This is a genomic window from Paraburkholderia sp. Ac-20347 (genome assembly GCF_017104805.1).
GTDB lineage: Bacteria > Pseudomonadota > Gammaproteobacteria > Burkholderiales > Burkholderiaceae > Paraburkholderia > Paraburkholderia tropica.
The window spans coordinates 60,245-84,412 of record NZ_JAAGPN010000002.1; the positions used below are offsets into that span (position 1 = coordinate 60,245).

18 protein-coding genes and 7 pseudogenes are annotated in these 24,168 nt (G+C 61.4%); 9 read left to right on the plus strand and 16 right to left on the minus strand.

Annotation, left to right across the window (positions count from 1 at the left end):
- Positions 1–115: 115 nt before the first annotated feature.
- Positions 116–1,627, minus strand: a complete 1,512-nt coding sequence (locus G3N97_RS00865) for a CoA-acylating methylmalonate-semialdehyde dehydrogenase (RefSeq protein WP_205991450.1) — start codon at positions 1,625–1,627, stop codon at positions 116–118.
- Between the two features lie 199 nt (positions 1,628–1,826).
- Between G3N97_RS00865 and G3N97_RS00870 the strand changes: the two genes are divergently transcribed.
- Entirely contained in the window at positions 1,827–2,768 is a 942-nt protein-coding gene (locus G3N97_RS00870) for a LysR family transcriptional regulator (RefSeq protein ID WP_205991498.1), read from the plus strand.
- A gap of 2 nt (positions 2,769–2,770) precedes the next feature.
- Here the strand turns inward: G3N97_RS00870 and G3N97_RS00875 are convergent, their stop codons facing one another.
- From G3N97_RS00875 to G3N97_RS00890, 4 genes are all read right to left on the minus strand, one after another.
- Complete coding sequence (locus tag G3N97_RS00875; protein WP_205991451.1) at positions 2,771–3,652, minus strand: MurR/RpiR family transcriptional regulator; 882 nt, start codon at positions 3,650–3,652, stop codon at positions 2,771–2,773.
- A gap of 135 nt (positions 3,653–3,787) precedes the next feature.
- On the minus strand, positions 3,788–5,020 hold the full coding sequence (locus G3N97_RS00880; RefSeq protein WP_205991452.1) for an FAD-dependent oxidoreductase: 1,233 nt from the start codon (positions 5,018–5,020) through the stop codon (positions 3,788–3,790).
- Between the two features lie 3 nt (positions 5,021–5,023).
- Entirely contained in the window at positions 5,024–5,332 is a 309-nt protein-coding gene (locus G3N97_RS00885; protein ID WP_205991453.1) for a MocE family 2Fe-2S type ferredoxin, read from the minus strand.
- A gap of 23 nt (positions 5,333–5,355) precedes the next feature.
- Complete coding sequence (locus tag G3N97_RS00890; RefSeq protein ID WP_205991454.1) at positions 5,356–6,483, minus strand: fatty acid desaturase family protein; 1,128 nt, start codon at positions 6,481–6,483, stop codon at positions 5,356–5,358.
- Between the two features lie 159 nt (positions 6,484–6,642).
- Here G3N97_RS00890 and G3N97_RS00895 point away from each other — a divergent pair, with 159 nt between their 5' ends.
- The 3 genes from G3N97_RS00895 (at position 6,643) to G3N97_RS00905 (ending at position 9,710) form a co-directional block, all read left to right on the plus strand.
- Complete coding sequence (locus tag G3N97_RS00895) at positions 6,643–7,707, plus strand: LacI family DNA-binding transcriptional regulator (RefSeq protein WP_205991455.1); 1,065 nt, start codon at positions 6,643–6,645, stop codon at positions 7,705–7,707.
- A 163-nt stretch (positions 7,708–7,870) separates the two neighbouring features.
- Positions 7,871–8,866 (plus strand): xylose isomerase, encoded by a 996-nt coding sequence (locus G3N97_RS00900; RefSeq protein ID WP_205991499.1) that lies wholly within the window; start codon positions 7,871–7,873, stop codon positions 8,864–8,866.
- A gap of 22 nt (positions 8,867–8,888) precedes the next feature.
- Positions 8,889–9,710: a TIM barrel protein gene (locus tag G3N97_RS00905; RefSeq protein ID WP_205991456.1), complete on the plus strand. Its 822-nt coding sequence runs from the start codon at positions 8,889–8,891 to the stop codon at positions 9,708–9,710.
- 206 nt (positions 9,711–9,916) lie between these two features.
- Here G3N97_RS00905 and G3N97_RS00910 read toward each other — a convergent pair whose 3' ends face one another.
- Positions 9,917–10,330 (minus strand): hypothetical protein, encoded by a 414-nt coding sequence (locus G3N97_RS00910; RefSeq protein ID WP_205991457.1) that lies wholly within the window; start codon positions 10,328–10,330, stop codon positions 9,917–9,919.
- Between the two features lie 453 nt (positions 10,331–10,783).
- Here G3N97_RS00910 and G3N97_RS00915 point away from each other — a divergent pair, with 453 nt between their 5' ends.
- Both G3N97_RS00915 and G3N97_RS00920 read left to right on the plus strand, forming a co-directional pair.
- Entirely contained in the window at positions 10,784–11,080 is a 297-nt protein-coding gene (locus G3N97_RS00915) for an H-NS histone family protein (RefSeq protein ID WP_205991458.1), read from the plus strand.
- 252 nt (positions 11,081–11,332) lie between these two features.
- Positions 11,333–11,509 (plus strand): hypothetical protein, encoded by a 177-nt coding sequence (locus G3N97_RS00920; RefSeq protein ID WP_205991459.1) that lies wholly within the window; start codon positions 11,333–11,335, stop codon positions 11,507–11,509.
- Positions 11,510–11,955: 446 nt separating this feature from the next.
- Here the strand turns inward: G3N97_RS00920 and G3N97_RS00925 are convergent, their stop codons facing one another.
- From G3N97_RS00925 to G3N97_RS00935, 3 genes are read right to left on the minus strand one after another with little or no spacing between them, the layout of a single operon-like run.
- On the minus strand, positions 11,956–12,567 hold the full coding sequence (locus G3N97_RS00925) for a LysE family translocator (protein ID WP_205991460.1): 612 nt from the start codon (positions 12,565–12,567) through the stop codon (positions 11,956–11,958).
- A gap of 44 nt (positions 12,568–12,611) precedes the next feature.
- On the minus strand, positions 12,612–13,934 hold the full coding sequence (locus G3N97_RS00930; protein WP_346777997.1) for a serine hydroxymethyltransferase: 1,323 nt from the start codon (positions 13,932–13,934) through the stop codon (positions 12,612–12,614).
- 31 nt (positions 13,935–13,965) lie between these two features.
- On the minus strand, positions 13,966–14,808 hold the full coding sequence (locus tag G3N97_RS00935; RefSeq protein ID WP_205991502.1) for a hypothetical protein: 843 nt from the start codon (positions 14,806–14,808) through the stop codon (positions 13,966–13,968).
- Between G3N97_RS00935 and G3N97_RS00940 the strand changes: the two are divergent.
- Positions 14,773–15,414: pseudogene (locus G3N97_RS00940) on the plus strand (IS110 family transposase); the annotation flags it as partial. The gene G3N97_RS00935 and the pseudogene G3N97_RS00940 overlap by 36 nt on opposite strands.
- A gap of 278 nt (positions 15,415–15,692) precedes the next feature.
- Positions 15,693–15,833: pseudogene (locus G3N97_RS00945) on the plus strand (transposase); the annotation flags it as partial.
- A gap of 129 nt (positions 15,834–15,962) precedes the next feature.
- On the opposite strand, the pseudogene G3N97_RS00950 reads toward G3N97_RS00945, so the two are convergent.
- The 3 pseudogenes from G3N97_RS00950 to istA all read right to left on the minus strand — a co-directional run bounded on the left by G3N97_RS00950 (position 15,963) and on the right by istA (position 20,054).
- A pseudogene (locus G3N97_RS00950) lies at positions 15,963–17,634 on the minus strand (phage integrase family protein).
- A 331-nt stretch (positions 17,635–17,965) separates the two neighbouring features.
- Positions 17,966–18,833 (minus strand): annotated as a pseudogene (gene istB / locus G3N97_RS00955) (IS21-like element helper ATPase IstB).
- Positions 18,830–20,054, minus strand: a pseudogene (gene istA / locus G3N97_RS00960) (IS21 family transposase). Before istA ends, istB begins: the two co-directional pseudogenes overlap by 4 nt.
- A gap of 363 nt (positions 20,055–20,417) precedes the next feature.
- Here istA and G3N97_RS39240 point away from each other — a divergent pair.
- Positions 20,418–20,567, plus strand: a pseudogene (locus G3N97_RS39240) (IS110 family transposase); the annotation flags it as partial.
- A gap of 43 nt (positions 20,568–20,610) precedes the next feature.
- Here the strand turns inward: G3N97_RS39240 and G3N97_RS00965 are convergent.
- The 4 genes and pseudogenes from G3N97_RS00965 to G3N97_RS00975 form a co-directional block, all read right to left on the minus strand.
- Positions 20,611–21,438 carry an aromatic ring-hydroxylating dioxygenase subunit alpha gene (locus G3N97_RS00965; protein ID WP_241030290.1) on the minus strand — a complete coding sequence of 276 codons (828 nt, stop codon included), beginning with the start codon at positions 21,436–21,438 and terminating at the stop codon, positions 20,611–20,613.
- Positions 21,439–21,444: 6 nt separating this feature from the next.
- A pseudogene (locus G3N97_RS39245) lies at positions 21,445–21,741 on the minus strand (Rieske 2Fe-2S domain-containing protein); the annotation flags it as partial.
- A 24-nt stretch (positions 21,742–21,765) separates the two neighbouring features.
- Positions 21,766–22,743, minus strand: a complete 978-nt coding sequence (locus tag G3N97_RS00970) for a PDR/VanB family oxidoreductase (RefSeq protein WP_205991462.1) — start codon at positions 22,741–22,743, stop codon at positions 21,766–21,768.
- A 9-nt stretch (positions 22,744–22,752) separates the two neighbouring features.
- The gene (locus G3N97_RS00975; protein ID WP_241030291.1) at positions 22,753–24,066 is read right to left on the minus strand and encodes an MFS transporter; all 1,314 of its coding nucleotides are present in this window, start codon (positions 24,064–24,066) and stop codon (positions 22,753–22,755) included.
- Positions 24,067–24,168: the final 102 nt, after the last annotated feature.

Consider the following 24,168-nt stretch of genomic DNA (forward strand, 5'->3'; position numbering starts at 1 on the left):
TGCGCCCCAACGCAAGTGCGTTCAGCACCTGCGTGGGCAACGATTGGCAGGCGCCCGATGTGCCGCGAGAAACCAGATCAGGCCTGGGCGGAACAGTCAAGCCACCTGCCTGCACTTACCTGGCGACGGGCATCGTGAACTCAGCGCCCTTCTCAGTGCTCTCCGGCCAGCGCTGCATGATCGACTTCTGCTTCGTATAGAAGCGCACGCCTTCTTCGCCGTAGGCGTGCATGTCGCCGAACAGGCTGCGCTTCCAGCCGCCGAAGCCGTGCCACGCCATCGGCACCGGAATCGGCACGTTGATGCCCACCATGCCCACTTCGATCTGGCGGCCGAACTCGCGCGCCACATGGCCGTCGCGCGTGAAGCACGCCACGCCGTTGCCGAACTCGTGGTCGTTAATCAACTGCACGGCCTCGGAGAAGTCCTTCACGCGCACACAAGCCAGCACCGGCCCAAAGATTTCTTCCTTGTAGATGCGCATTTCGGGCGTGACGTGGTCGAACAGCGTGCCACCCGTGAAGAAGCCGCCTTCATGTCCGGACACCTTCAGGCCACGTCCGTCCACGACCAGCGCTGCGCCTTCCTCGACGCCGGTGGCGATATAGCCCTCGATGCGCTCCAGTGCCTGACGCGTCACGACAGGGCCCATTTCCGCGTCGGCTTCCATGCCATTTTTCACCTTGAGCGTGCGGGCGCGCTCGGCGAGACGCGGGATGATCTTTTCAGCCACGTCACCCACGAGCACCGCCACCGAAATCGCCATGCAGCGCTCGCCAGCCGAACCGTAGCCCGCGCCGATCAGCGCATCCACCGCCTGGTCGAGATCGGCGTCAGGCATCACAACCATATGGTTTTTCGCGCCGCCAAGCGCCTGCACACGCTTGCCGTGCTTCGCGCCGGTCTCGTAGATGTAGTTCGCAATCGGCGTCGAGCCGACGAAGCTTACGGCCCTCACATCACGGTGCGCGAGCAGTGCGTCGACAACGATCTTGTCGCCCTGCACGACGTTAAATGCTCCGTCCGGCAAGCCTGCTTCCTTGAGCAGGCGCGCCATGAAAAGCGCCGCCGACGGGTCACGCTCGCTAGGCTTGAGGATGAACGTACAACCGGCAGCCAGCGCGACCGGAAACATCCAGCACGGCACCATGCACGGAAAGTTGAATGGCGTGATACCAGCGACCACACCGAGCGGCTGACGTACGGTCCAGTTGTCCATGCCCGTGGAGACCTGCTCCGTATAGTCGCCCTTGAGCAGTTGCGGGATGCCGCAGGCGAATTCGATCACGTCGACGCCTCGCGCCACTTCGCCCTGCGCGTCGGCGAACACCTTGCCGTGCTCGGCGGTGATGATCGCAGCGAGTTCGTCCTTGTGGCGATTCATCAATTCGAGAAAACGCAGCATCACGCGCGCGCGGCGGATCGGCGGCGTGTCGCGCCACTTCGGGAACGCCGCTTTCGCGCTTGCCACGGCGGCATCCACGTCGACGGATTCGCCCAGCACAAGCTGGCGCGCCACGGCGCCCGTCGCCGGATTGAAAACCGCCTGAATGCGCTCACCGGCACTGCGTACGCTCTTTCCGCCGATGAAATGCACCACGTCTGCTGAATCGGTATAGGCCTGCATGTCATCTTCTCCAAGGATTATCGACCTGGCCCAGTGTACGGAGGCGACGCGGGCATGCAAAGGTGCAAACGCTGAACTGATTGTTTGTAACCTTGAACAATCATCGGGTGATGCCATGAAATATCGCAGGGCATGGTGCTACCATCAGTACCCGAAGGTGGAACCCGTCACCACGCGACTCGCAGCGACAGGCACAGGTATGGATACACAAAAAATTGAAGTACTCTGGTCGCATCTGCACTGGCTGATCATGCTGGCAGAGCAAGGCAGCTACACGGCCACCGCGACACAGCTCGGCGTAAGCAAGGCGGCCGTTAGCCAACGCATCACGGAACTGGAGCGCATCGCCGGCGTCGCACTCGTGCAGCGCACCACGCGCAGTGTGCGCATTACCGAAGCGGGGCAGCAGCTCGTGGAAGAAACGCGCGCGCAGTTCGAGCACATCGCGACGAGCTTCGCAAACGTGCGCGAAATGGCGGACGACGTTCGCGGAACGGTGCGCGTCACGGCACCGGTCGCATTCGCGAGGCAGCAACTCGTGCCCCGTCTCGCGCAATTCGCACGCGCCAACCCCGAGGTGCGTGTGCAACTTGAACTCTCCGACCGGCTAACCTCCATCGCGAGCGAAGGTTTCGACCTCGCAATCCGTCATAGCGCACAGGTGCCGGAAACACACGTGGCCAGGAAACTCTGCGATACGCGCTCGGTGATCGTCGCCACGCCGGTCTACCTCAAGCGACGCGGTACGCCGCATACGCCGGATGCGCTCACCACGCACGACTGCCTGTACTACCCGCGCACGCTGGGCTCGGCAATCTGGTCATTCGAGAAGGTAGGACGTCGAACGAAGAACGGGCGCGTGAACGTGACAGTGAACGGGCCGGTGTCGGCCAACAACAGCGAGGCATTACGCGATGCGGCGCTCGAACACTTAGGCATCACGCTGCTACCGGATTTCAGCGCTCAATCCGCATTGCAGGCCGGCAAGCTTGTCGTGCTGTTGCCCGACTGGCGCCCGGTTGGCGCCTTTGCTTCGCAATTGCACGTGGTGCGCCCGTACGGCGCGCACGTGCCGCGCGCCGTGACACGCTTCAGTGAGTTCCTGCGGCAGTCATTCAGCGAGGGTTTCGGATTGCAATGAATTCAGGTTGACTTATTTCCGTCGGCATCCACGGTATGACGCGACGAAAGCTCCAGCCGGTACGCAAGCGCGATGAACAGGCTTTGCACGAGCCCCATCGTCGCCGACAATGTGCGAAACCCGAATGTCGCACTGTCCTGCACCAGCAATGCTGCTTCGGCCTCCCGCGCAAGCGGACTCATGCGGCTATCTGTAATCGCAAGGAGTCGTGCCCCGCGGCGCACGCCCTCCTGCGCAACCTCCACCGTCTCGCTGGCATACGGCTCGAACGAAATCGCGATCAGTACGTCACCCTCGCGCACCGAGCGAATCTGTCCTTGCTGCATGCTGCCGAGTCCGCTGAACAACCCGATGCGCTTGTCTGTATGCTGTAGCACGTAGTCAAGATAGACCGCAATCGGAAACGAGCGCCGTGATCCGGCGATCCAGATCGCCGGTGTTTGCGCGAGCATGTCCACCGCGTGCGCGAATGCCTGCTGGTCGAGTGTCTGCCGCAGCTGCTGCATGCCGGCGATGCTGCCGGCAAGAAACTCATCGGCTATCTGTTCGGGCCGCAGGTCAGACGATCCCGATTCGATCACGTCACGCAACCGTAAATCGTATGCACGCGCCGGCGCAATCTGCTCGACCAGCCCCTCTCTGAACAGGCGCTGCATTTCGGAGAAACCGGAAAACCCGAACTGCTGGGCAAAACGTACGATGGCCGATGGCTGCACCCCGCACTGCTCGGCGAGCGACTGGATTCCCTCGAGACCGAGCCGGTCACCGTGCGTTTCGACATGGTGGGCGATCGCCTTGAGCCGCTTGCTCAGGCCGTCATATTCACTCGTAATGCGCTGCAGCAATTCTTCGACGTTGGCGGGTGGATTCTGGAATGGGCACATCTTTTGGGTGCGAAATCAACGCCCTCGCAAGGTAAGATCCGGATACCGGCAAGTCGGGCAATACACCCGACACGGGATCTTCGATGCTATCACGCGAATATTCCAGTCACCCTGTTGACAACACCCCGTCGGCCGTTACAACAAACTCTTGAGCTTCACACCGGGGTCGCCCAGATCAGCCGTCCCAACCAGTGCACCTCGATCGACAAGCGTACGCGCCAGCTTCATTTCCTTCGCCAGACTGCTCACCCGACCAAAACCACTCGCGCCGACAATACGGTCGCCCGAATCGATGTAGAAACAGATGTCTGCATCGCCGGCCAGCGAGCGGGTCACCGATTGCACGCCCACGGCCGGTTCGCCAGCGACCTGGATCTGGTGATCGTACTGATCCGACCAGAACCACGGTATCTCCCGATACACTTCCCGTGCCCCGAGCATGTTGCGCGCCGCCACACCGGCCTGCGTCTGTGCGTTATGCCAGGTTTCCTGGCGGATTCGCTGGCCCGAAACCGGCCCCGGAAAAACGGCGACATCGCCCGCCGCGAAAACACCGCTCGCCGACGTTTCGAGCCCGCCATCGACGATGATCCCGCGGTCAACCTCCAGCCCCGCCGCGCGGGCCAGTTCATCGGCCGGGTCGATGCCGACTCCAACAACGACCGTGTCGGCCAGCAATACCTCGCCATGCTCCATCAGCACGGCCAGCGCACCGTCCGGGCGCCGCTCGATTGCGTGCGGCACCGCTCCGGTTGCTATGCGCACGCCGTTGCGCTCGTGCAGCGCCTGAACGCGGGCCGCAATCGGCGCGGGCACCGCCCTCACCAGCAGCCGCGAGGCGCCCTCTACAACGATGACTTCGCATCCGCGTGCGCGGGCGGACGATGCGACTTCAAGGCCGATGAACCCGCCACCGATCACCACGATCCGTGCGCCGGGTGCAAGGCGTGGCGCGAGGGATACTGCGTCATCAAGCGTGCGCAGTGTGAACACCCAGTCGTCATCTGCGCCCGGGATCGTCAGCCGCCGCGCATGGCCGCCTGTCGCGATCAGCAACGCAGCGTAACTTATCGCACGGCCATCGTGCAGCCGCACCTCCCGCCCTGACGTATCGATCCCCTCCACCGTCGCAACAACATGCTCGACGCCAGCCTGCCGCCACACGTCGGGAGATTGCAGCAGGCACTTCGCGGCGTCGTGCTCCCCTGTCAACACACCTTTGGACAATGGTGGCCGCTCATAGGGCAGATGCGCTTCGGCACCGATCAGCACGATTTTCCCCTGCCATCCGGCTTCGCGCAGAGCCTGCGCCGCACGGCCGCCGACGTGGCCTGCGCCGACGATCGCCATCACGCGTTCGTTCGCCATCGATCAGACCCCGATCAGGACGCGGCCGCCCTCGACCTTCACTGGATGGGTGCGAAGCTTCTCGCAGACTGGTGCACCCAGCGGGCGGCCGTCGCGCACGTCGAATCGTCCATTGTGTTTCGGACATTCGATGACATGGCCCATCACGAGCCCGTCGCTCAGATGCACACGCTCGTGTGTGCACAATCCATCGCTTGCATAGACCACGCCATCGATCCGGTAGATCGCATAGGTCTGGCCAGCGTGATCGAAGCGCATCACATCCTCGTCTTCGATATCGTCGAATGCAGCTGCATCAATCCATTGAGTCATGTCATGTCTCGGGTACATGTTTGTTAGTGTCCAGGCCGGACGTTCGCCGTCTGGGGAATCGGGCGCTCGATCCGGTACGACGGGTCGCGGCTCTGGCGCACGAGAGCTGGCAAAATCTCCGCGTAGGCGGCGAGCGTGCCCGGATAAGTCGGTGGCATATCCGCCTTCACCGTTTCATGCAGCCGTGGCAGCGCATGAAATGGCACCATCGGAAACATGTGATGTTCGATATGGTAATTCATGTTCCAGTAGAGAAAGCGGAAGACCGGATTCATCATCACTGTGCGACAGTTCTTGCGGTGATCGAGCACGTTCTCGGGAAGCCCCGCGTGCTGCGTCAGGCCGAAATAGACGTATAGCCAGGCGCCGTACAGGCTCGGCAGGCCGATGTAGAGCAATGGCAGAACGGACCGGAGCACGATGCTGGCCGCGATCACCATCATGTAGACGGCGAGCGTGATCCGTGCCTCACGGATGATCTTTGGCCACTCCGACTCGGGGACGAACGTCTGTTCTTCCTCCTCGATCCGGCCGAACGCCGCCGCGATCATCTTGCGCAATTCTCCAGTCACGTGCTTCAGTGCGACAACGTTCAACACCAGGTTCGTCCAGTCGGTCGGCTTCTGCGCGGCGATTTCCGGATCGCGGCCAACAACCAGCGTGTCGGTGTGGTGGCGCGCATGGCTCCAGCGCCAGACGGTTGCGCGCCGGAAAGTCTGAAACGAGGCGAGTTGATACAGCACGTCATTCATCCAGCGTGTCTTGAACGCCGTGCCGTGGCCCGTCTCGTGCCAGCGCGAATCGGCCGGACTGCAATACAGCGTGCCGTATAACAGGAACGCAGGAATCGCCCACGGCGAATGTCGATGCCACGCGTACCAGGCGAGCACGCCGCTCGCGACGATCACCGCATACCAGATCAACGTATCGAGGATCGCGCGGGCGTCGTTGCGTTGCATCAATTGTTTCATCACCGGGCGCGGCACCGGGCACCTATACCAGTCCGCGTTGACGAGGCCGGCGGCACGTGCGCGCTCACCGGCGCCGTCGATCAGACGATACGCCTCGCGTTTCGTCGCGGCGGTTTCTGTATAGGAACGAGCATTGAGGTCCGACACCTGTGTCTCCTTGATCGAATCATTGCACCTCATGCGAGAGGCCGAATGTGCGATCACATTAGGGGCGGGCCGGGCTCCGCTCAACACCTATCGTGCCGATATTTCGTCAACGACTATCTTGACGAGATTTCGTTAGGACCCTAGCGTGGGGCCCGGAGTGCCATGCGCATCGAACGATGACAAGGAGACAACATGACAGCAGCCCCACCGGCCCCACGTCGCAAGCGCAGCGCGCGCTTTAGCGAAATCGCAGAGTTGGCCGGTGTCAGCACGGCCACGGTCGACCGCGTACTGAACGAACGCGGCAGCGTATCGGGTGATGCACGCAAGCGCGTCGTCGCAGCAGCGAGGCAGCTTGGCGTACCCCGCCTGTTACCCGATACCCGACATGGACTCGTGCACATCGACGTACTGCTGCCCGATACAGACACGCCATTTTTCGACCGCCTGAAACAGGCGCTCAGACGCGCGCTGCAGATGCTCGACCGGCGCGTGGTCGTGCATTGGTCAATCTTGCCGGCCGCCGATGATGATCTCATCACCGCCCGAATCGATCGGGCCGCCTACCGGCGTGCCGGGCTGATCATTACTGCGCGTGACAGCGAACGCGTGCGCGATGCCCTCTCGCGTGCGATCGAGCGCGGCGAAGCCGTCGTCACGATGACCACTGACATCGGCGGGATTGCCCGCGCGCACTATGCGGGCATCGACAATTATCGTGCGGGCCGCACGGCAGGCTACTACCTTGGACGCCTTGCTCGCCGCCCTGGACGGGTACTTCTGCTTGCCGGGCGCATGGATTATGGCGCCCACCTGGACCGGATCGCCGGCTGCCGCGAGGAACTCGCCCAGTCGTTTGCCGATTTCACCTGCAACGACCGGCCCGGCGAAACACTCGACCTCGACGACCGGTGCTACAAAGCCGTCGTGAAAGCGCTACAGACACGTGACGACCTGGTCGGCATCTACAACAGCGGCGGAGGTTCAACCGGCGTCGAATCGGCGTTGCGAAAATTCGATGCCGTTGGTCGCGTCGTGTGGGTGGGGCACGAAATGCTCGATATACATCGTGTCTATATCACGGCAGGTGCGATGGACATCGCGATCGACCAGGACCCGGATCGCCAGGTCATTTCCGCGTTGCAGCACCTGTTGCATGCATGCGGCGTCGTCAAGCAACAGCCGCCGCAGGATCCAGTCGAGTTCGGTATTTTCTGCTCCGCGAACGTGCGAAACACACCCTACCTGCAGCCCTGAAATTCCGCCTCATCCGGGTCCCGGCAACGTGGACGGCTGCGCCATGCCGGGCCAAAAAGTCGATCACAACCTTGCCGATTTTTCGTCAATTTTCCGCGTGCGGATCGAGATCGACGTCCGTACAGTTGAGGTCCATTCGAGACAACAAGGTGGACAGGAGAAGATGGCACAACCCATTTTGATCGGCGTAAACGTTGACGGCGTACTGGAACACGATGGTTTGCCGGTTCCGGACCCGGCGCAACGTTTCGCGATGATCGCCGAGGCGGGGGTGTTCGATTACGTCGAGAAAAATCCAATGCCCGGCGAAGACCTCGCGCCCTGGTTCGGGCTTGTCGATCGCCATGCACTGCCGGTCCGGGTAATCGGCGGCATCTGGTGCGCCGGCCGTGACGAAACACATGTGAAGGAGATCATCGCTGCGGGCGCGCGATTCGGCAGCAAGGTACTCAATTGCCAGTTGTACGCGAACCACGCAGACGGACATCCCCTCTCGGACGATGAAGTTGCCGCGTTCTACCTGCGCGCATGCGAGTGGGGTGAGCCGGTCGGCTGCCTGCCGAGCCTGGAGGTTCACGTCGACATGTGGAGCGAAGATTTCACGCGCATCGCGCGCGTCGCTCAGATCGTTGAGCAGGCTGGTGTCACGTTCAGGATCACGCTCGATCACTCGCATCTGCTGTTCAAGATCGGCAATCCCGATGAACTCGATGCATCCGGCATCCGCGACCGCGTGCAAAACGGACAACTCGTGCTGGACCCCGCGTCGTCCGAGGCCGTATACGCCGGCTGGGTACAACGCGGCTGGGTCCATCACGCACACGCGCGCAGCGTGATGCCAAACAACCCGGCAAACCGATGGATGAACCGCGCGGACGGCAGGCCCGGCCGCGGCATCCAGTACCCGTTCGTGGAGCCCGCCCACGGTACGTGGCACGACGAATGGCAATTCGCGAACCTTGAACCGTGGAAGCAGGCCGTGCGCGAACTGCTGCGTTGGCAGACGCGCACTGGACGGCTCGAGCAGATCAGTTGCGAATTCATTCCGTTTCCCGACTACGGCGGCGGGGCACGTTACTCGATCTTCGAGAACAATGTAGCGTGCTCGCAATGGCTGCGCGACACGTGGAACGCCCTCGCAGCGTCGCCCAATCTCTGACACATCCTCGAAGGACACTACGATGAGCCCGGCATTCCAGTTTTCGTTGAACCGCATGAGTGCGCCGCGTATGCCGTTCGACCAGTACGTCGAAATGTGCAAGCGTCTCGGTGTCGCCGCGATCGAGATTCGCAACGATCTCGACGACGTCGAAATTAATGATGGCACACCGGCCACGGCCGTGCGAACAGCAACCGAAGCAGCAGGCCTGAAGATTCTGTCTATCAACGCGTTACAGCGTTTCGAGCAATGGAGCGATGACCGAGCCGACGAAGCCACGGCGCTCGCAGACTACGCGGTACAGTGCGGCGCACGTTCGCTCGTGCTGTGCCCGACGAACAGTCGCAGCGACAGTCGCAGCCCGGATACGCGCCACGCCGACCTGGTGCGAGCGCTGGTCGCGCTCAAGCCGATTCTCCAGGTGCGAGATCTGCTCGGCCTCATCGAGCCGCTCGGCTTCGAAGAGTGCGCGCTGCGCCGCAAATCAGATGCGGTTAAAGGTATCTATGCCGCCGCAGGCGAGCGGGTATTCCGCCTCGTCCATGACACGTTCCATCATCACCTGTCCGGCGAGGACATCTTCTACCCTGACTTGACCGGCCTCATTCACATCTCTGGCGTCGAGGAGGACGGCCTGCCGGTCGGCCGGATGCGCGACGGTCATCGTGTGCTGGTGGGTAGCGCGGACCGGCTCGGCAATATCCGGCAATTGAAGGTCCTCGTCGCCCGCGGTTATCGCGGTGCATTCTCGTTCGAGCCCTTCGCCATGGAAATTGCCGAAGCCCCTGACATCGAGAAGCGACTACGCGCCAGCATCGATTACGTGCGCGCCGCACTGGGGTAACCGGTCTGCCGCGTCGGCGTATCGCACGAGCCAGCACTCATTACGACAGCCAGCCACGGTGCCCCGTGGCAGAGGACGTTTTTTCAGAAAACAACGAAGGAAACGTACAACACAATAACACCGCCTTGCAGGCGTGTTGGTACTGCCGTGGACTTCCGACCAGTCACGCGCCGCCTGAATACGCTCGCAAAATACCGCCGAACTACCTACCGCTCGGGTCCGCCCGACTCGTCACGCCCAGGCCCTCGCCCATCTGTATCTCTCTGTCGCCGCAGGACCGGCGTCCGGCCGACAAATCCGCATCCTTCAAGCAGCGCACAAAATGCCACCGGTACAATGGCAACGCTCCTGCTCGTGGGAACGTGACCGAGTTTTTTGATCACATCGGCAAAGGTTGCCAGAGTCCGCCAGCCGTCGTCGAACACCTCAAGTCTGGGGCAGAGCATGGCTCCCAGTTGATACCAGCGCACTGCCATCTCACCGAATGTGCCGTTACCGGCAAGGGGCCCAACGCCAAAGCCCACCTCGTCGACAAATGGCATTTCCCGAAGCGTTACCTCACCGTACCAGGCTCGCTTGAGGTGCCCAAAATACCGGACGTTTCCTGATTCGAGTTTCATGTCTGCCACCATATCGATCCCCCAAACCGGATTATTAGATATGGATTCCTGATTATATTATCGAAGTGCCTGTCCGGGTTGATTGATTGTGGATCATCTGACTCCGCATTGGGTGTAGAACCGTCGTCCGCGGTCGTCGTATCGGTACCCGACTCAAGGACAGGCACTTCTGCGCGCCCTACGTGTCAGGACCTGCGCCGGTTCATGGCCACACGCGCTCCTGGCTATTGACGCATTTTACGTTTATGGTGTTCGTCAATGGCACGCACCTCCTAAAATCGGGAGGATACGAAGTGCCTCAATGGCCATCCAGGCTCACAATCACGTTGGTAGAATTGCCTAACGGCGTGGCGCCACTCGCGTCCTGCCTGAGGCAGATTCCGGCGCGACCATGACCCGGATTAAACGTCGCGCATTGCAGGACCGGACAGAAAATTCAGAAAGGAGCAACGAATGGCAACCTATCGCGATCTCAAGGCGAAGGCAGAGGAGCTGCTGGCTCAGGCCGAAGAGGCACGGCTCGCTGAATTGCAGCAGGCGATCGACCAGGTCCGGGCACTTGTCGCGGAATACGGACTGACGCCCGAGCATGTGTTCGGGAAAAAGCGTACCCGGGCGAACGGTGCTGCCCCTAAGTCTGCGACGGCAAAATACCAGGACCCGAGGAGTGGCAAGACGTGGAGCGGCCGCGGCCGCGAACCATCCTGGATCAAGGGCAAGAATCGCGAGCGATTCCTGCTCGAAGCCTGAGCCATCGCATCGCACCGGTCGGACGTGGGGTCGCAGACCGTACCGCCCGGCACCCGGCAATGCACCGAATCGACAGCCCCGCCGACCATCGAATCCCTCCCGGATGAAGTCGCGTGGTCCGCGGCGGGCGCGTGACTGGCGTCGGCTCATCCGCGCATCCGTAAGGCAACACGTGGACCGAACGCTCAGCAACGCCGGACGTCCCCGACCGCCTGAGCAGAACACCTCCCCAGGCGATAACGGAGACCATCTGTGAATCAACTGGATATTTTTGTGAATAGCCGGAACGTTGTTCTGCGAAATGATGCCCTCGCCGCAGTACTTCAGTATGACGGCATTAGCGCGAACCACCTGATGCAGGCGCCAGGCGGCGAATATCCCGACGACACCCATGGCCCTGCAGCAAATCGGTCGCCTCAGGATTGCTGATCCATCACAAGACGGGCATCGAAACCTCGTATCGTTCGAACTCAGTGTTCGAGGGGGCGAGGTTAAATTATGGAAGCCGCGTGGTTCGCATTAGCAACCGGCGACGGCAAAAGAAGCCTGGCACTTTGCACCCAGAGCCTTGATCCGGATGGCGCTGCTCAGGAAAGTCCCCGTCCTGACGCACTACACCGTTCTGTCCGGAACGCGAACCGATCCCCCTGGTTGATCAGCACAAGATCGCATACGCGGTAGATTGCCATTTCCCGGCGTCCGTGCTTGCGCACGCAAAGCACATATGCGGAGCTTACTCCCGCGGGCCAACTCCGAAGAACCTCCCAGAGAGGCCCTCCGTAGTAGAGTCTGACAGTGTTTCCAGCAGTCATCTTCACGGTCACCGCAAACGGTCCCGACGGCACAGCCCTCGCACTATCCAGGCTGCTTCCTCACTACTTCCATACGGACCAAACCACCATCACAAGCATCAGCACCGCAAGACTGACGTTCAAGATCCGGTTAAAAAAGGGATCAGTGAAAAAGTGGCGCAGATTACTTCCCGTCGCAAGCCAAAGGAAGTCGAAGACCACAATCACGACCATACAGATTGAAGCCTTGATCAATACGTCCCACTGATCCGAGATGCCCAGGGCGAACCCTCCGAAAAGTGCACCGAATACCGCGTATGCGTTGATATTGGTAATTCCCAGAATAAACCCCGAGAAAAATCCCGGCGATGTAACCTCATCGGGATTGGACAGTGGGGGCGCCAACGCGATCTTCACCGCAAGGTACAGGATATAGGCGACAGACACCGCAAACAGGACCGACGAGACCATCGGAACCGCGCGCAATGCTACGAACACCCCACCGGCGACCAACGCGATGGCGGGAATCAGCCCCGCCACGATTCCGAAGTAGAAATTCAGCGAACGCCTGAGCCCAAACGAAGCTCCGCTCGCAGCAAGCGCTACCGTTGCTGGCCCCGGGCTTGCGAGCAGAGCAATTGAGGCGAGGGAAAAGGAAAGGACCGGCTTCAGGTCCATGCCCGTCGTCAACAACATTTCACCTCGAAACATTAAAGTAATACAGACCCAGACGCGACGCATCAACGTGGCGGCAGCCCATGCTCGTGGCAGTAGTAGATCGTGTCGAACTGACTTACGAAATCGGCGATCTTGCGGGCGCTCGCTGACGGCTCCTCGCCTCGAAGCACCCTGGAAATCTGTTCAGCTATCCACTCCATTTCAGGCACTCCCATGCCGCGACGGGTCACCTCGACAGTGCCCAGTCTGATTCCCGTTTCCCCGCCTTCCGCCTCAACGTCATCCCAAGGTAAGGGCATCTCGTTGCAGATGATATTGGCCGCTTCGAGTCGATGCACGGCCTCCCGTCCACTTCCCGCGGGCGTCGAATCGACGACAATCTGGTGCGTCCGGGTGTACCCGCGGTCTCCGTACAGCACCTTCATCCCTCTCTCATCGAGGAAGCCAGCAAGAGCCTGTGCGTTTGCAACGACCTGACGCATATATGCCGGCCCGAACTCGAGCATCTCCGATGCCGCCACGGCAAGTGCAGCTACGCGGTTGATCTGGTGGCTTCCCGTAAGAACCGGGAAAATCGTGTCAGTGATCCGTTCGGAAAACTGACCGTCGTCCCAGCAGATAATGCCCCCTTGCGGACCGCTGAACGTCTTGCCCGATGAACCGGTCATCACGTCCGCCCCTTCTTTGAGGGGATCCTGAAACAGGCCTGCTGAAATCAGGCCAAGCTGGTGTGCACCGTCAAAATAAACGAGCCCTCCCCACGCCGACACGATCTCCTTGATTTCCCTGACCGGCAGCGGAAACAAGGTGAGCGTCATCCCGAGCCCGATCACCGCCGGCCTCTCCTTACGCGCGATCGCAGCAAACTCGTCGAGGTCAATTGTCCCATCCTTCTTCGAATACGGGATATCGATCACGCGCAGCCCACGCACGCCTGGCGGACCATTTGTGCGATTACTGGTGTCACCGCCCATCGGCAGAGGTGCCGTCATGACCGTATCACCCGGTCGAGCCAGTGCGGTGTAGGCCACCAGTGTGGCCGCCATGCCGCCCATCAGCCTGTGGTCCGCATAGCGCACCCGAAACGACTTTTTGAGAAGCTCGACACACAGGGATTCCAGTTCGTCGATAAACCGCATCCCGGCAAAGAACCGGTTGCTTTTGCCGATGTGTCCGCCGGACGCACGGGTGCCTATCTCACTTGACAAGAGAGCCCTTGCAGCAAGGCTCGTCGGCGACTCCGCCGCCACCAGGTTCAGACATTCCTGCCCTCGCCACTGCGCATTGCGGTTCACTGCCGCCCTGACGAGTTCCGCGGCATCAGCATACGAGTCGGCCGCCTTGAGCAGACTGGCGGCCCCCTCCAAGGAAAATACGTCGTGCACGTCGCCCCCCGCTATCTGTCGCTACTCACAGTCAAGCCGTTTGACGCGCCGCTTCGACGTTGGCGTTCTCCCACCAGCGGTCGTTGCCGACCAGCGTGCGACCGCCTGTATGTTCATCCGACCAGGTCATGTTCAGGATGATGCGCGTCGCGTCCTCGGCGAGTGGAACCGTGCGATGCAAGGTCGTATCCGTTCGCAGCAGGTAAATATCGCCGGACTTGAACCCGTACGTCGAGATGGGGTTATCGCACAGGATTTCATTGATTCTGGCGTTCGACTTGTCCCAATAAGTATGCGGAACGCACTGAAGCATGCCGCCCTTCGATAACGACGGCGTCTCGATGATCCAGATCAAGGCGAAACTGTAATCACCCCAGTGCCATCCATGCGTGTCCCCCTTTCGTTCCTGTTTCGTGATGAGGTATTCCTCGTCTTCCGACACAGAGGGAACGATTTTCACGTCAGCGATCCGTGAAAGTGCGTCCAGCAGCACAGGCGACCTGGACAGTTCCACGATGAGCCGACTCTCCTGAGCGATGAACTCGCTCCTGACCACGCTCATATGACGCGGACTGTTATCGGTCGTTGCCAGATACAGGTCGCGTCGCCCCAGTTGTGCATCGATGAGTCGGAGTACTTCCCCTCTCATCGCTTCACGAAGCTCGTCGGTGACGATATTTCTGATTTTCAGGAAACCATCCCTTGCAAACGAATTTCGCAACTTCTGGACACCGAGCTCCCGCACCACATCGTCAAGGTGGCTCTTGAGTTTCGACTCATCAAATGAGGTGGCCATTGCAGATCCTTTCACGTTTACGAAGCATCTAATCTGGAGTTCGTGCGTGAGCGCGTATGCACTGGAAATCAGGTTCACGGAATTCTCCTGGAATTCGGTATCAGCCTGCCGGTAGGCTGCACTGTGCTGAAGCGACTGCCAGCAATCATCGCGCAATACTCACTTCCTCCCCGCCTTGTGTTGCTGCTTGAACGGCTTCACGCCCACTACAAGTATCTCGACGAACAGATTGCGGAACTCGACAAGGATCTGGCTCGTCAGTTGGGTGAAGATGATCTCGGGCATCGGCTTTTGACCATCCCCGGTGTCGGCCCAATCACTGCAAGCGTGCTATCAAGCGAGGTCGGAGACGGGAAACAGTACCGGAGCAGTCGAGACTTCGCTGCATCAATTGGCCTTATTCCGCGTCAGCACAGTACAGGTGGAAAGGCGAATCTGCTCGGCATTAGCAAGCGAGGGGACAAGAACATCAGACGCTTGCTCATACAGTGTGCCCGTTCTTATATGCGCGACGTCGCAAGGAGGGCTGGCCCTCTGGCTGATTGGGTACGCACGCTACTCGCTCGACGACACTCGAGTGTTGTGGCCTGTGCGCTGGCCAACAAACTGGCGAGGATCGCATGGGCGATAGCTGCACGACACACGGTTTTCGAAATGGCTGGATACCAATTAAAGAAGGGTTGAACAAACTCAATAGCGTTTTACCAACCAGCTGGTTTTGCGATCGCTGGAAATTGATGACGTGAACGGCATACCGGCCTGAACGAACAACCCGATAGTCACGAAGGCTCCAAAAGCCGATGTGTTTTTTTAGGATCGTCAGGCGCGACTCTCATCGTGGCGCTGAGGAAAAAACCTCAACGAAGACGCCGAATAGATTTGAGCAAGCCCGTAACATCGTTAACCCAGCATCGCAAAAATGGGGGCGACCATAGATTTTGACTAACGCCAGGCGGGAAGTGATGGACGTGTTGACGGGCCCGGAGCGTCGGCGGCGCTGGACGGCGGAACAAAAAATGGCAATGGTTCGCGAGAGCTTCGAGCCGGGGAAGTCCGTTTCGCTGGTCGCCCGGCAGCACGGCGTGAACCCCAACCAGCTGTTCCAGGGGGGCGAACAAGGTAAGCGCAATTTCCTATCATAAGCCCTGAGGTTATGAAAGTTGGCCCACTTATCCATATCCCGATATAAGGCTGCTGTAGTCAATTCCGTGCGGCACCGTAGGGCGTAGCGCTTAGCGTTGTGCTCGCAGGGCAAACGCCTGGTCGAACTGCCGGGCACGCTGTACTTCGTCGCCGTGCAGATAGGTCGACGTCGTGGAGATCGACGCATGGCGCAGGTTGTCGCGCACCATGATCAGTTCGGCGCCCCGGGCCAGCGCATGTGATGCATGCGTGTGCCGCATCCAGTGCGGGCTCGCGCGGCGCAGCTTTTCCGCCGTCGGGGGCCGCTCGGCCTGGATCGCATCGGCCACTAGGACAAAGAACCGTTTCAGCACGCGCCAGAGCCGCGTGCTTTCGATGCCTGCACCGTCCTCCTCGAGGCTTGCGACAATCAACGTAGCCGGGTTCCAGCGTTCGGGCGTGACAGGCCCCGCTGCACGAGATTGTGGTCGAGTGCCGCCCGGGCAAGCGGCGGCAACGCCACCTTGCCACGCTTGCTGCCTTTGCCGAGCACGTGCAGCCAATGATCGCCATGCTCATCCCGACGAATGTCGGCGAGCGTCGCGCCAACCAGTTCGCTTGCACGCAAGCCCGTCGCATAACCGCAGTCCAGCAGAAACCGCAGGCGCTGGGCGGCCGGCACGCTCCAGCCATAGGACCATTCAAGGCCGTCGGCAACTGTGCGGATCAGCAGCCATTCGCCTTCGGAGAAGCCGCGCGACACGTCCAGGCCTGCGCGCGGCGCGTGACCCTTGACCTTGACGCCGGTGAACGGATTCGCGAGCACGTAGCGCTGTTCGACCAGCCAGCGGAACAGTGCCGACAGGACATTCAGTGCGTATGCCGCCGATCGGGGAGAAAGCGCTCCGGTGAACGGTCGCCATTCGACACTATGCCGCGGCCGCGACGGCCCGGCCCAGCGCTCGCGCGGCGTGGGTCGCCGCAGAAATGCCCTGTACGCAATCGCGTCGTCGGTGTTGAGCGACGAGAGCGCACGGCCGCGCTCGACGATCGCCCACAGGATCAGGCGCTCTGCTTCCTTCCGGTAGGCTCGCTGTGTGGCGGCCGATTCGTGCAGTGACAGCCACGACTGGATTGCGTCGTAGTCGTTGGACGCATTCAGCAGGCAGGCGGCCCGCGGTGCGCGGAACTGCCCGTGCGACCCGTCGACTTCGTGCGGCACGCGCAGTTGCTCTCATGGCACGACGTTCCCCGCCGGCGCCGTGGCGATCAACGCCCGCGCCCGCTCGGTCAGTGCCGGATGGGCAGCGAAAAACGCCTCCACGCGACGTGCGCCCGCAACACCGAGTCCAGCGATCGCGCTCCACCAGCGCCGCCGGCGCGGAATCCGCAGGGTCAGCTCGGCGAGCGTGCGGATGCCAGGCGCCCGCAGGGCGCTCACCACGCGCGGTGGCAACCACGGGTCAATGTTGTCGGCGATGTGCGGCTCGGGGCCGGCAGGCGGCGCAACGCCTCGATGGCGCGTTTGACGGCGTCGGCCGACGCGGCGGGTTGCTCGCTGAATATTTCTGCCAGATCGGGCCGGTGGCGGCTCGTCGCGACCGCAACCAGGGCGCGACGGATGCGGCCGAGCACACCGCGTGCGGAGGCGCCTGGTGCCTTGCGGTCTCCCAGATAGCGCGCGACCGCCGCGCGGGCGTCAAGCCCGGCATACCAAGCGCGCAGTGCGGCCAGTTCGGCGTCGTCTGGAAAAGTGTTGGATTCAGTCTCACGCGCTTTCATGACCGCCAGTTTAGATCAGAAATGGTGATGGGCAGATAATTAGATTTATCAGTCTAGTCTTGCGAAGCCGCCATGGATCTGTGATGGGTGTTCCCCTTTCTTCCATTATCCGTTGCCCGTCTGCGGGCTCTCTGCCGCTTCACCGGTCAATCAGGCGGGCTTTGCCTGCCGCCTTTTTTCCCTTCGTGGCACTGAAGTTCTGAAACGGAATCGCCTCACTGCAGGCGATCCGCGCGCACGATGGTCGGGCCGACGAAGATCAGCTGTCAATCCCGCCCGTAATTTCCCAAGAAGTATCGAAGTAAAAATCCCCACCCTATGTAACCGGTGATCAGCCGGAATCGCGATCTGCAGAACTCCGTTTTGGACGGCCTGGCCGTCGACGAATGGGTTCGGCAGGAGCCTGGTTGAGCGAACCCGGACGGTTGCGCAAATGCTCCGGCAGCAGGTCGGCATGCTCGCGCATGCCTATACGACGAACCCTCGATGTGCACAACGATTGCGTGATGCAGTAGACGGTCGAGCAGAGCTGCTGCTACCACGCTGTCGCCGAACACCTCGCCCCATTTCCCGAAGCTCCGGTTTGATGTCAGGATGATCACGCATCGCTCGTAGCAGGCGTTGATGAGCTGGAAGAACAGGTTGCCGCCGTTCAGGCCAACAGGGAGATAACCGATCTCGTCAACGATGAGCAGACTGTTGCGCGCAAGGAAGCGCACGCGCTGCGTCAGGTTACCCTCACGCTCGGCTTTGACCATCGACGCAACGATCTCGGCAAGCGTGCCGAAGTAGACGCTCTTGCCCGCACGCACGGCCTCAACACCAAGTGCAATGCACAAGTGCGATTTACCGGTTCCAGGCGGTCCGAGGAAGTGCACGGCCTGACGTCGTTCGATGAAGTCCAGCTGTGCCAGTGCCATGACGCGATCCCGGTCGAGACCTGGCTGGAAGCTGAAGTCGTAGCCAGCCAGCGTCTTGATCGTGTCAAGCCGCGCAGTCTGCAATGCAATCTTGATCCGGCGGGTTTCCTGCGTTGTGAACTCTTCCCCCAGCAGCGTTTCGAGTACCTCCAGCATGGAAATGTCGCCCTGTTCGAACCGCACCAGGGTTGCGTCCAGTGCCTCGAGTGCACGGGGCATGCGCAGGCCAACCATGTACTTGCGAATCCGCTCGAGTGTTGATGCCGGCATATTGTTCATGCTGATCTCCCCGAACCTGCCAGACGCCGCGCTACCCGATCATAGAATGACAGCGAACGACGACTCACCACGGGCGATGGTGCCGCAACATTCTGCTCTGCCAACTCATGCCGATGGTGCGAGCGTCGATGACCCGGCAGCAACGAGGTTCGGCGTCTGCCTTCGAGTACTGGATGAACGGCAAGCAGTTCGCCATCCTCATAGATACGAACCTCATGGGCACAGACTGTGCACTTCCAGCGTGCGTCTACGCGTGCGGTCCGGCACGCTATAGTAGTTTCCGCCGACCGACACGAGGCCCTCATGGCTTACACGCCTCTCGAGCCGGATTACCCCGTTGAACAGCCCTGCAGGCAACCCCTGGAGAGTAGCTCGTTCCTCCTCGAAATGCTGGGCAACGACACGCTGCGTCGTGCCATGCACACGGACATTGGCCACCGTATCGAGCCATTCACGCAGTTGCCGGTTCAGGTCGCCGAGGTTCTGGAAACGCCGTGCAAGAAAGAAGTCCTGACGGATATAGCGGTACGGACGCTCAATCTTGCCCTTGGTCTTGGCGCGATACGCCTTGCACGCACGTGGCGTAAAACTGTAGTGCTGGGCGAACGCAACCATCTTCGCGTTGTACACCACGTGTCGTTCGAGTTCGCCGAGCACGACCGTCTTCATCCGGTCATAGAGAATCTCGCGCGGCACGCCGCCGAGATGCGCGAACGCTTCCATGTGACAGCGCAGGACCGTCTGCATATCCTGATGTTCGACAAACCGACCCCAGAGATATCGGCTGTGTCCCAGCACGATCGAGAACAGCCAGATTGAGCGTCGCTGGCCGGGAGTGTCGTCGAAATCAACGTTGAAATGGGCAAAGTCCACCTGCGCCTGCTGTCCCGCCGGTGTCTCGAAACGCACTTCAAAGCCGCGTTGACGCGGCAGCCGTACCTCGCGCACCAGATCACCCAACGCGGTGCGGCTGCCCGGATAGTCCATCGCCTTGATCTCCCGCAGCAAACGCTCAATACTCAGTTCCGGGAAGGCTTGCACCCGCTCGGTCACATAACGGACGAACGGATCGATCACACAAGGTCGCGGCGCACGCGGGCCGTAATGAGGCACCTGAACGCCATCCCTGATGTACTTGCGCACCGTCTTGCGATCCATATCAAGCCTGGCGGCAATGGCCGAGACGCTCAGTCCCTGCCGATGCAGTTCCAAGATCGTCATCCCCCCCCCCCCAGATCAATCATCGACGTCCCCGTTAGCGTGGGCGAACGGAGCTATCGCCGGTGATCAGTCGATGAGGTGCGCGGCTACGCCGCGCACCTCATCCTTGAACCAACTGGGGATTTTTACTTCGACGAATCTGGGGATTATTTATCCGACGGCGATAGCGCGCGCCAGATGCGGACGTGACCGATCTGCTGCCGTTCAACTACGCGCGCCAGCAACAGGTCGCAACAGGTAGTGGCTGACCAGAGCGAAGCGCCTCCCCCAGCATACGATTGCAGGCACCCCTGCATCTCGCCGACTACAACGTCTCCGGTGTAACCGGAGAGCTCGCCTATCCATTGCCGACCATCAACAACTCGGTGTGCTGAATCGATCGCTTACCGATGTCTGGAGAAGCGAACCGGTCATCTAGCGGATCGGACGCGTGCGCTTCTGACGCGGCGCCACTCGAACGTGGTGGCATGCGCGCTGGCTAGCAAGCTGTTCCTGAAAGCGTGGGCTTCCGCCCGGACTGCGCGTCCTAGGCCATCGCGAAACACCGGCATATTCATCAGGTGGCAATCGCTATATTCCTATTTCGGTTCTCCGCTGCCGCTAGACGGTCAAGTATCTGCCGCATGAGCAGTCCAGGTTTGTCCGGTGCAAAATTCAGGTCGAACTGCGGTTCGCTATCCGACTGCACAGTCGCCAGAATCCACTCAAGCGCGTCGACGTCTTCCTTATAAGCCTTGTCGGATGCGGCATAGAGATAATCGTCGGCGGTCTTGTCGTCGAGATTGAAATTGCGGCTATTGAACCACCAGTAATGAATGCTGCCGTTGGTTTCCGGCGTGAACGCGTGCGTGATGTTGAAGCGATACGTACGCGGCGCGCCATTCGCATCATGGTTATCGACGATGCGTGCATACGCCGTGTGGATCGCGGGCGACACGAAACGCGCCTCGGAAAATCGATCAACCGGCTTTCCCGTCAACCCTGTCGGTACCCCGTAGACACCCGGCGGCGGCGAATCCAGCAGCGCGCGATCAATCACCACCACGTTCCCTTCCACGCGCACTTTCAATTTCGAGCGCGCATATTCAGGCGTGCCAATCGCGCCCGGATGCAGAAACGGAAAGTGCGTCTGATCCAGCAGATTTTCATGCATCGAAACGTAATCGGATTTCAGATGGAACTGATCGCCAACGCTTTTCCACGCCGGATCGTCGAGCCAATGCGTATCGGGAATCAGAGTCTCGTCGGCGAGATCCGGGTCGCCCATCCAGATCCACACGAACGGGCGGCGTTCCGCAACGGGAAAGCTGCGCACGTTCGCATTGGTCGGCACGATGGGCATGGCGGGCATATTCACGCAGCGACCGGACGAATCGAACTGCATGCCGTGATAGCCGCACACGAGCACATCGCCATCCAGACGCCCTTTCGCAAGCGGAAAAGAGCGATGCGGGCAGCGATTGCGCACAGCGACCGGCCCGCCCGTAAGCGTGCGATACAGCGCAACGTCGACGCCCAGGAGGCGACGGCACAAGATCTCGCGCGAGACCTCCGTGCTGGTCGCGGCGACGTACCAGGCGTTGCGCACGAGCGGCGTGTTGTGATCGGCGAAACCGCCCGGCGTAAAGCCGGGAATATCGAAATCCTGCTGGCCGGGCTGGATGCCCGCGAGGTCGTGGTGACTCATGCTTGTTCTCCGTGAAGGCCGTGCTCAGGCGTCGAGCACCAGTTCGCCGCCTGCGGTGCGCGACACGCAGATGCACAGCGTGTCGCCCGCGTCTTTTTCTTCGTCGCTCAGGTAGTGGTCGCGATGCTCGATCGCACCGTCGCTCGATACGACGTTGAGCGGACATAACCCGCATTCGCCGCGCCGGCAATCCCAGAGCACCGGCACGCCGGCGGCGTTGAGCGCATCGAGAATGCTGGCGTCCTCGCTCACGCGGACCGTTCGTCCGCTGCGCGCGAGACGCACGTCGAATGCGCGCGCATTCGCGCTCTGCGCCATGCCAAAGTTCTCGCTGCGCACGCGCGCCGGTTCCCAGCCGAGTCCGCGCGCGGCGGCGTGTGTCGCCGCGACCATCGGCGTCGGACCGCAGACGTAGACCTGCGTTTCGTCGGGCTGGCGCGCGAGCACGCTCACGAGATCAGGTTGGCCTGCCGTATCGCTGTAGTGAAACGCAGCGGCGTCGCCGGCCACGTCGGCCAGTGCATCGTGATACGCCATGACGCCGCGTTCGCGGCCTGCGTAGACGACTTCGAACGGCCGGCGGCGACGCGCGAGCGAACGCGCCATCGACAGGATCGGCGTAATGCCGATGCCGCCCGCAATCAGCAGCACACGCGCCGCGCGCCGGTCGAGCAGAAAGTCGTTGACGGGCGGGCCGATCTCCACGCGCACGCCAGGCCGAAAACTCGCGTGAATATGCGCGGAGCCGCGTTGATGCAGTTCGCGCTGCACGGCGATGCGATAAATGTCGCGCGCATCGTGTTCACTGGCGTCGCCGCCGATCAGCGAATAGTGGCGCACCATCAGGCCGCGCTCCGGCGACACGGTATGTACGGCAATGTGCGCGCCGGGGCCATATTCAGGCAGCGGCTTCCCGTCCACCGACTTGAGCAGGTATTCGTTGATGCGATCCGTGAGCGGCCGCACGCGTGCGACTTCGACGCCGAAATTGCTTCTCGCCATGATGTTTCCTCAAACTTCTTCGATTGTGTGAACCGGTTGCGCGTGTGCAGCGCCATCGCGCCTGCGCAACGCACTGGGCAAAATCGCGAGCGCGGCACAGACGGCTGGCACCGCCAGTGCGCCGATCAGCGGCCCGAAGCCAAGACCCAGCCCCACCAGCACGCCGCCGCTCGCCGATCCGACGATGCTGCCGAGCCGTCCCACGCCCAGCATCCAGCTCACGCCCGTGGCGCGCACCGCTGTCGGGTAGCAGACTGGCGCGAAGGCGTTCAGACCGGTCTGCGCGCCGTTCATGAAGAAACCGGCAGCCAGCATCCAGAGCGACAACGAACCCGACATCGCGCCTGAAGTCAGCCCGGCTCCGCTCACGCCGAGCATGCACACCGCGCCGCCGAAATAGGCAAGCGCGATCACCGGCACCGGCGCGAAGCGGTCCATCGCCCAGCCCGCGAGAATGGCGCCGGCGATGCCGCCGGTCTGGAACATCGCCGTGATGTTGGCTGCTTCGGTGATGGGCAGACCGCTGTCCTTGATGAGCATCGGCAGCCAGCCCGTAATCAGGTAAATCACTAGCAGGCCCATGAAATACGTGACCCAGAGTGATGCAGTCTTGAGCGCATAGCCGCGCTCGAACAGCACGCCGGTCGGGCGACGCGACACCAGCACGGGCTCAGGCGAAATGAACCGTGTGCCCGGCCCGAACACGCAGCCGCACACGCGCTGCAAGGTGCGGGCGATGCGCTCGGCGGGCTTGCCGTTGACGAGCATGAGGCGCGCGGATTCGGGCAACGCAACCAGCAATGCGGGCACGAGCGCGAGCGGCACCACTCCGCCGAACCCCACGACCGAACGCCAGCCAAAGCGCGGAATCAGCCAGCCCGCCACGAAGCCGACCAGAGCCGAGCCCACACCGAAGCCAATGAACATCGACGTGATCAGCAGCGAGCGGCGGCGTTGCGGCACGTATTCCGCGACCAGCGTGGTGGCGTTGGGCATCGCCGCGCCAAGGCCGATGCCGGTGAGCAGGCGCATCGCCATCATCTGCGTGATGTCCTGCGTTGCCGCCGTCAGCAGACTGCCGATGCCGAACACCAGCACCGAGGCCACCAGTATCGTCTTGCGCCCGAAGCGGTCCGACGAAGGCCCGGCGAGCAGCGCGCCCGCCACCAGCCCGAGCGGCGCGGCGCTCATCACAAGGCCGAAGCTCGAACGCGCGAGATGCCAGTCGTGCACGATGGGCGGCGCGATGAAACCCATCATCGCGACATCGATGCCATCCGAGGCGACGATCAGAAAACACAAGGCGACCAGCAGCCACTGCATCGCGCTGATGGGCCGCTCATCGATGAAGGCCTTGATATCAACCGGGAGGGAGGGAAGAGGATGGGGGTGGGTCACGCGTGTCTCCGTGTCGTGGTCTGCCGG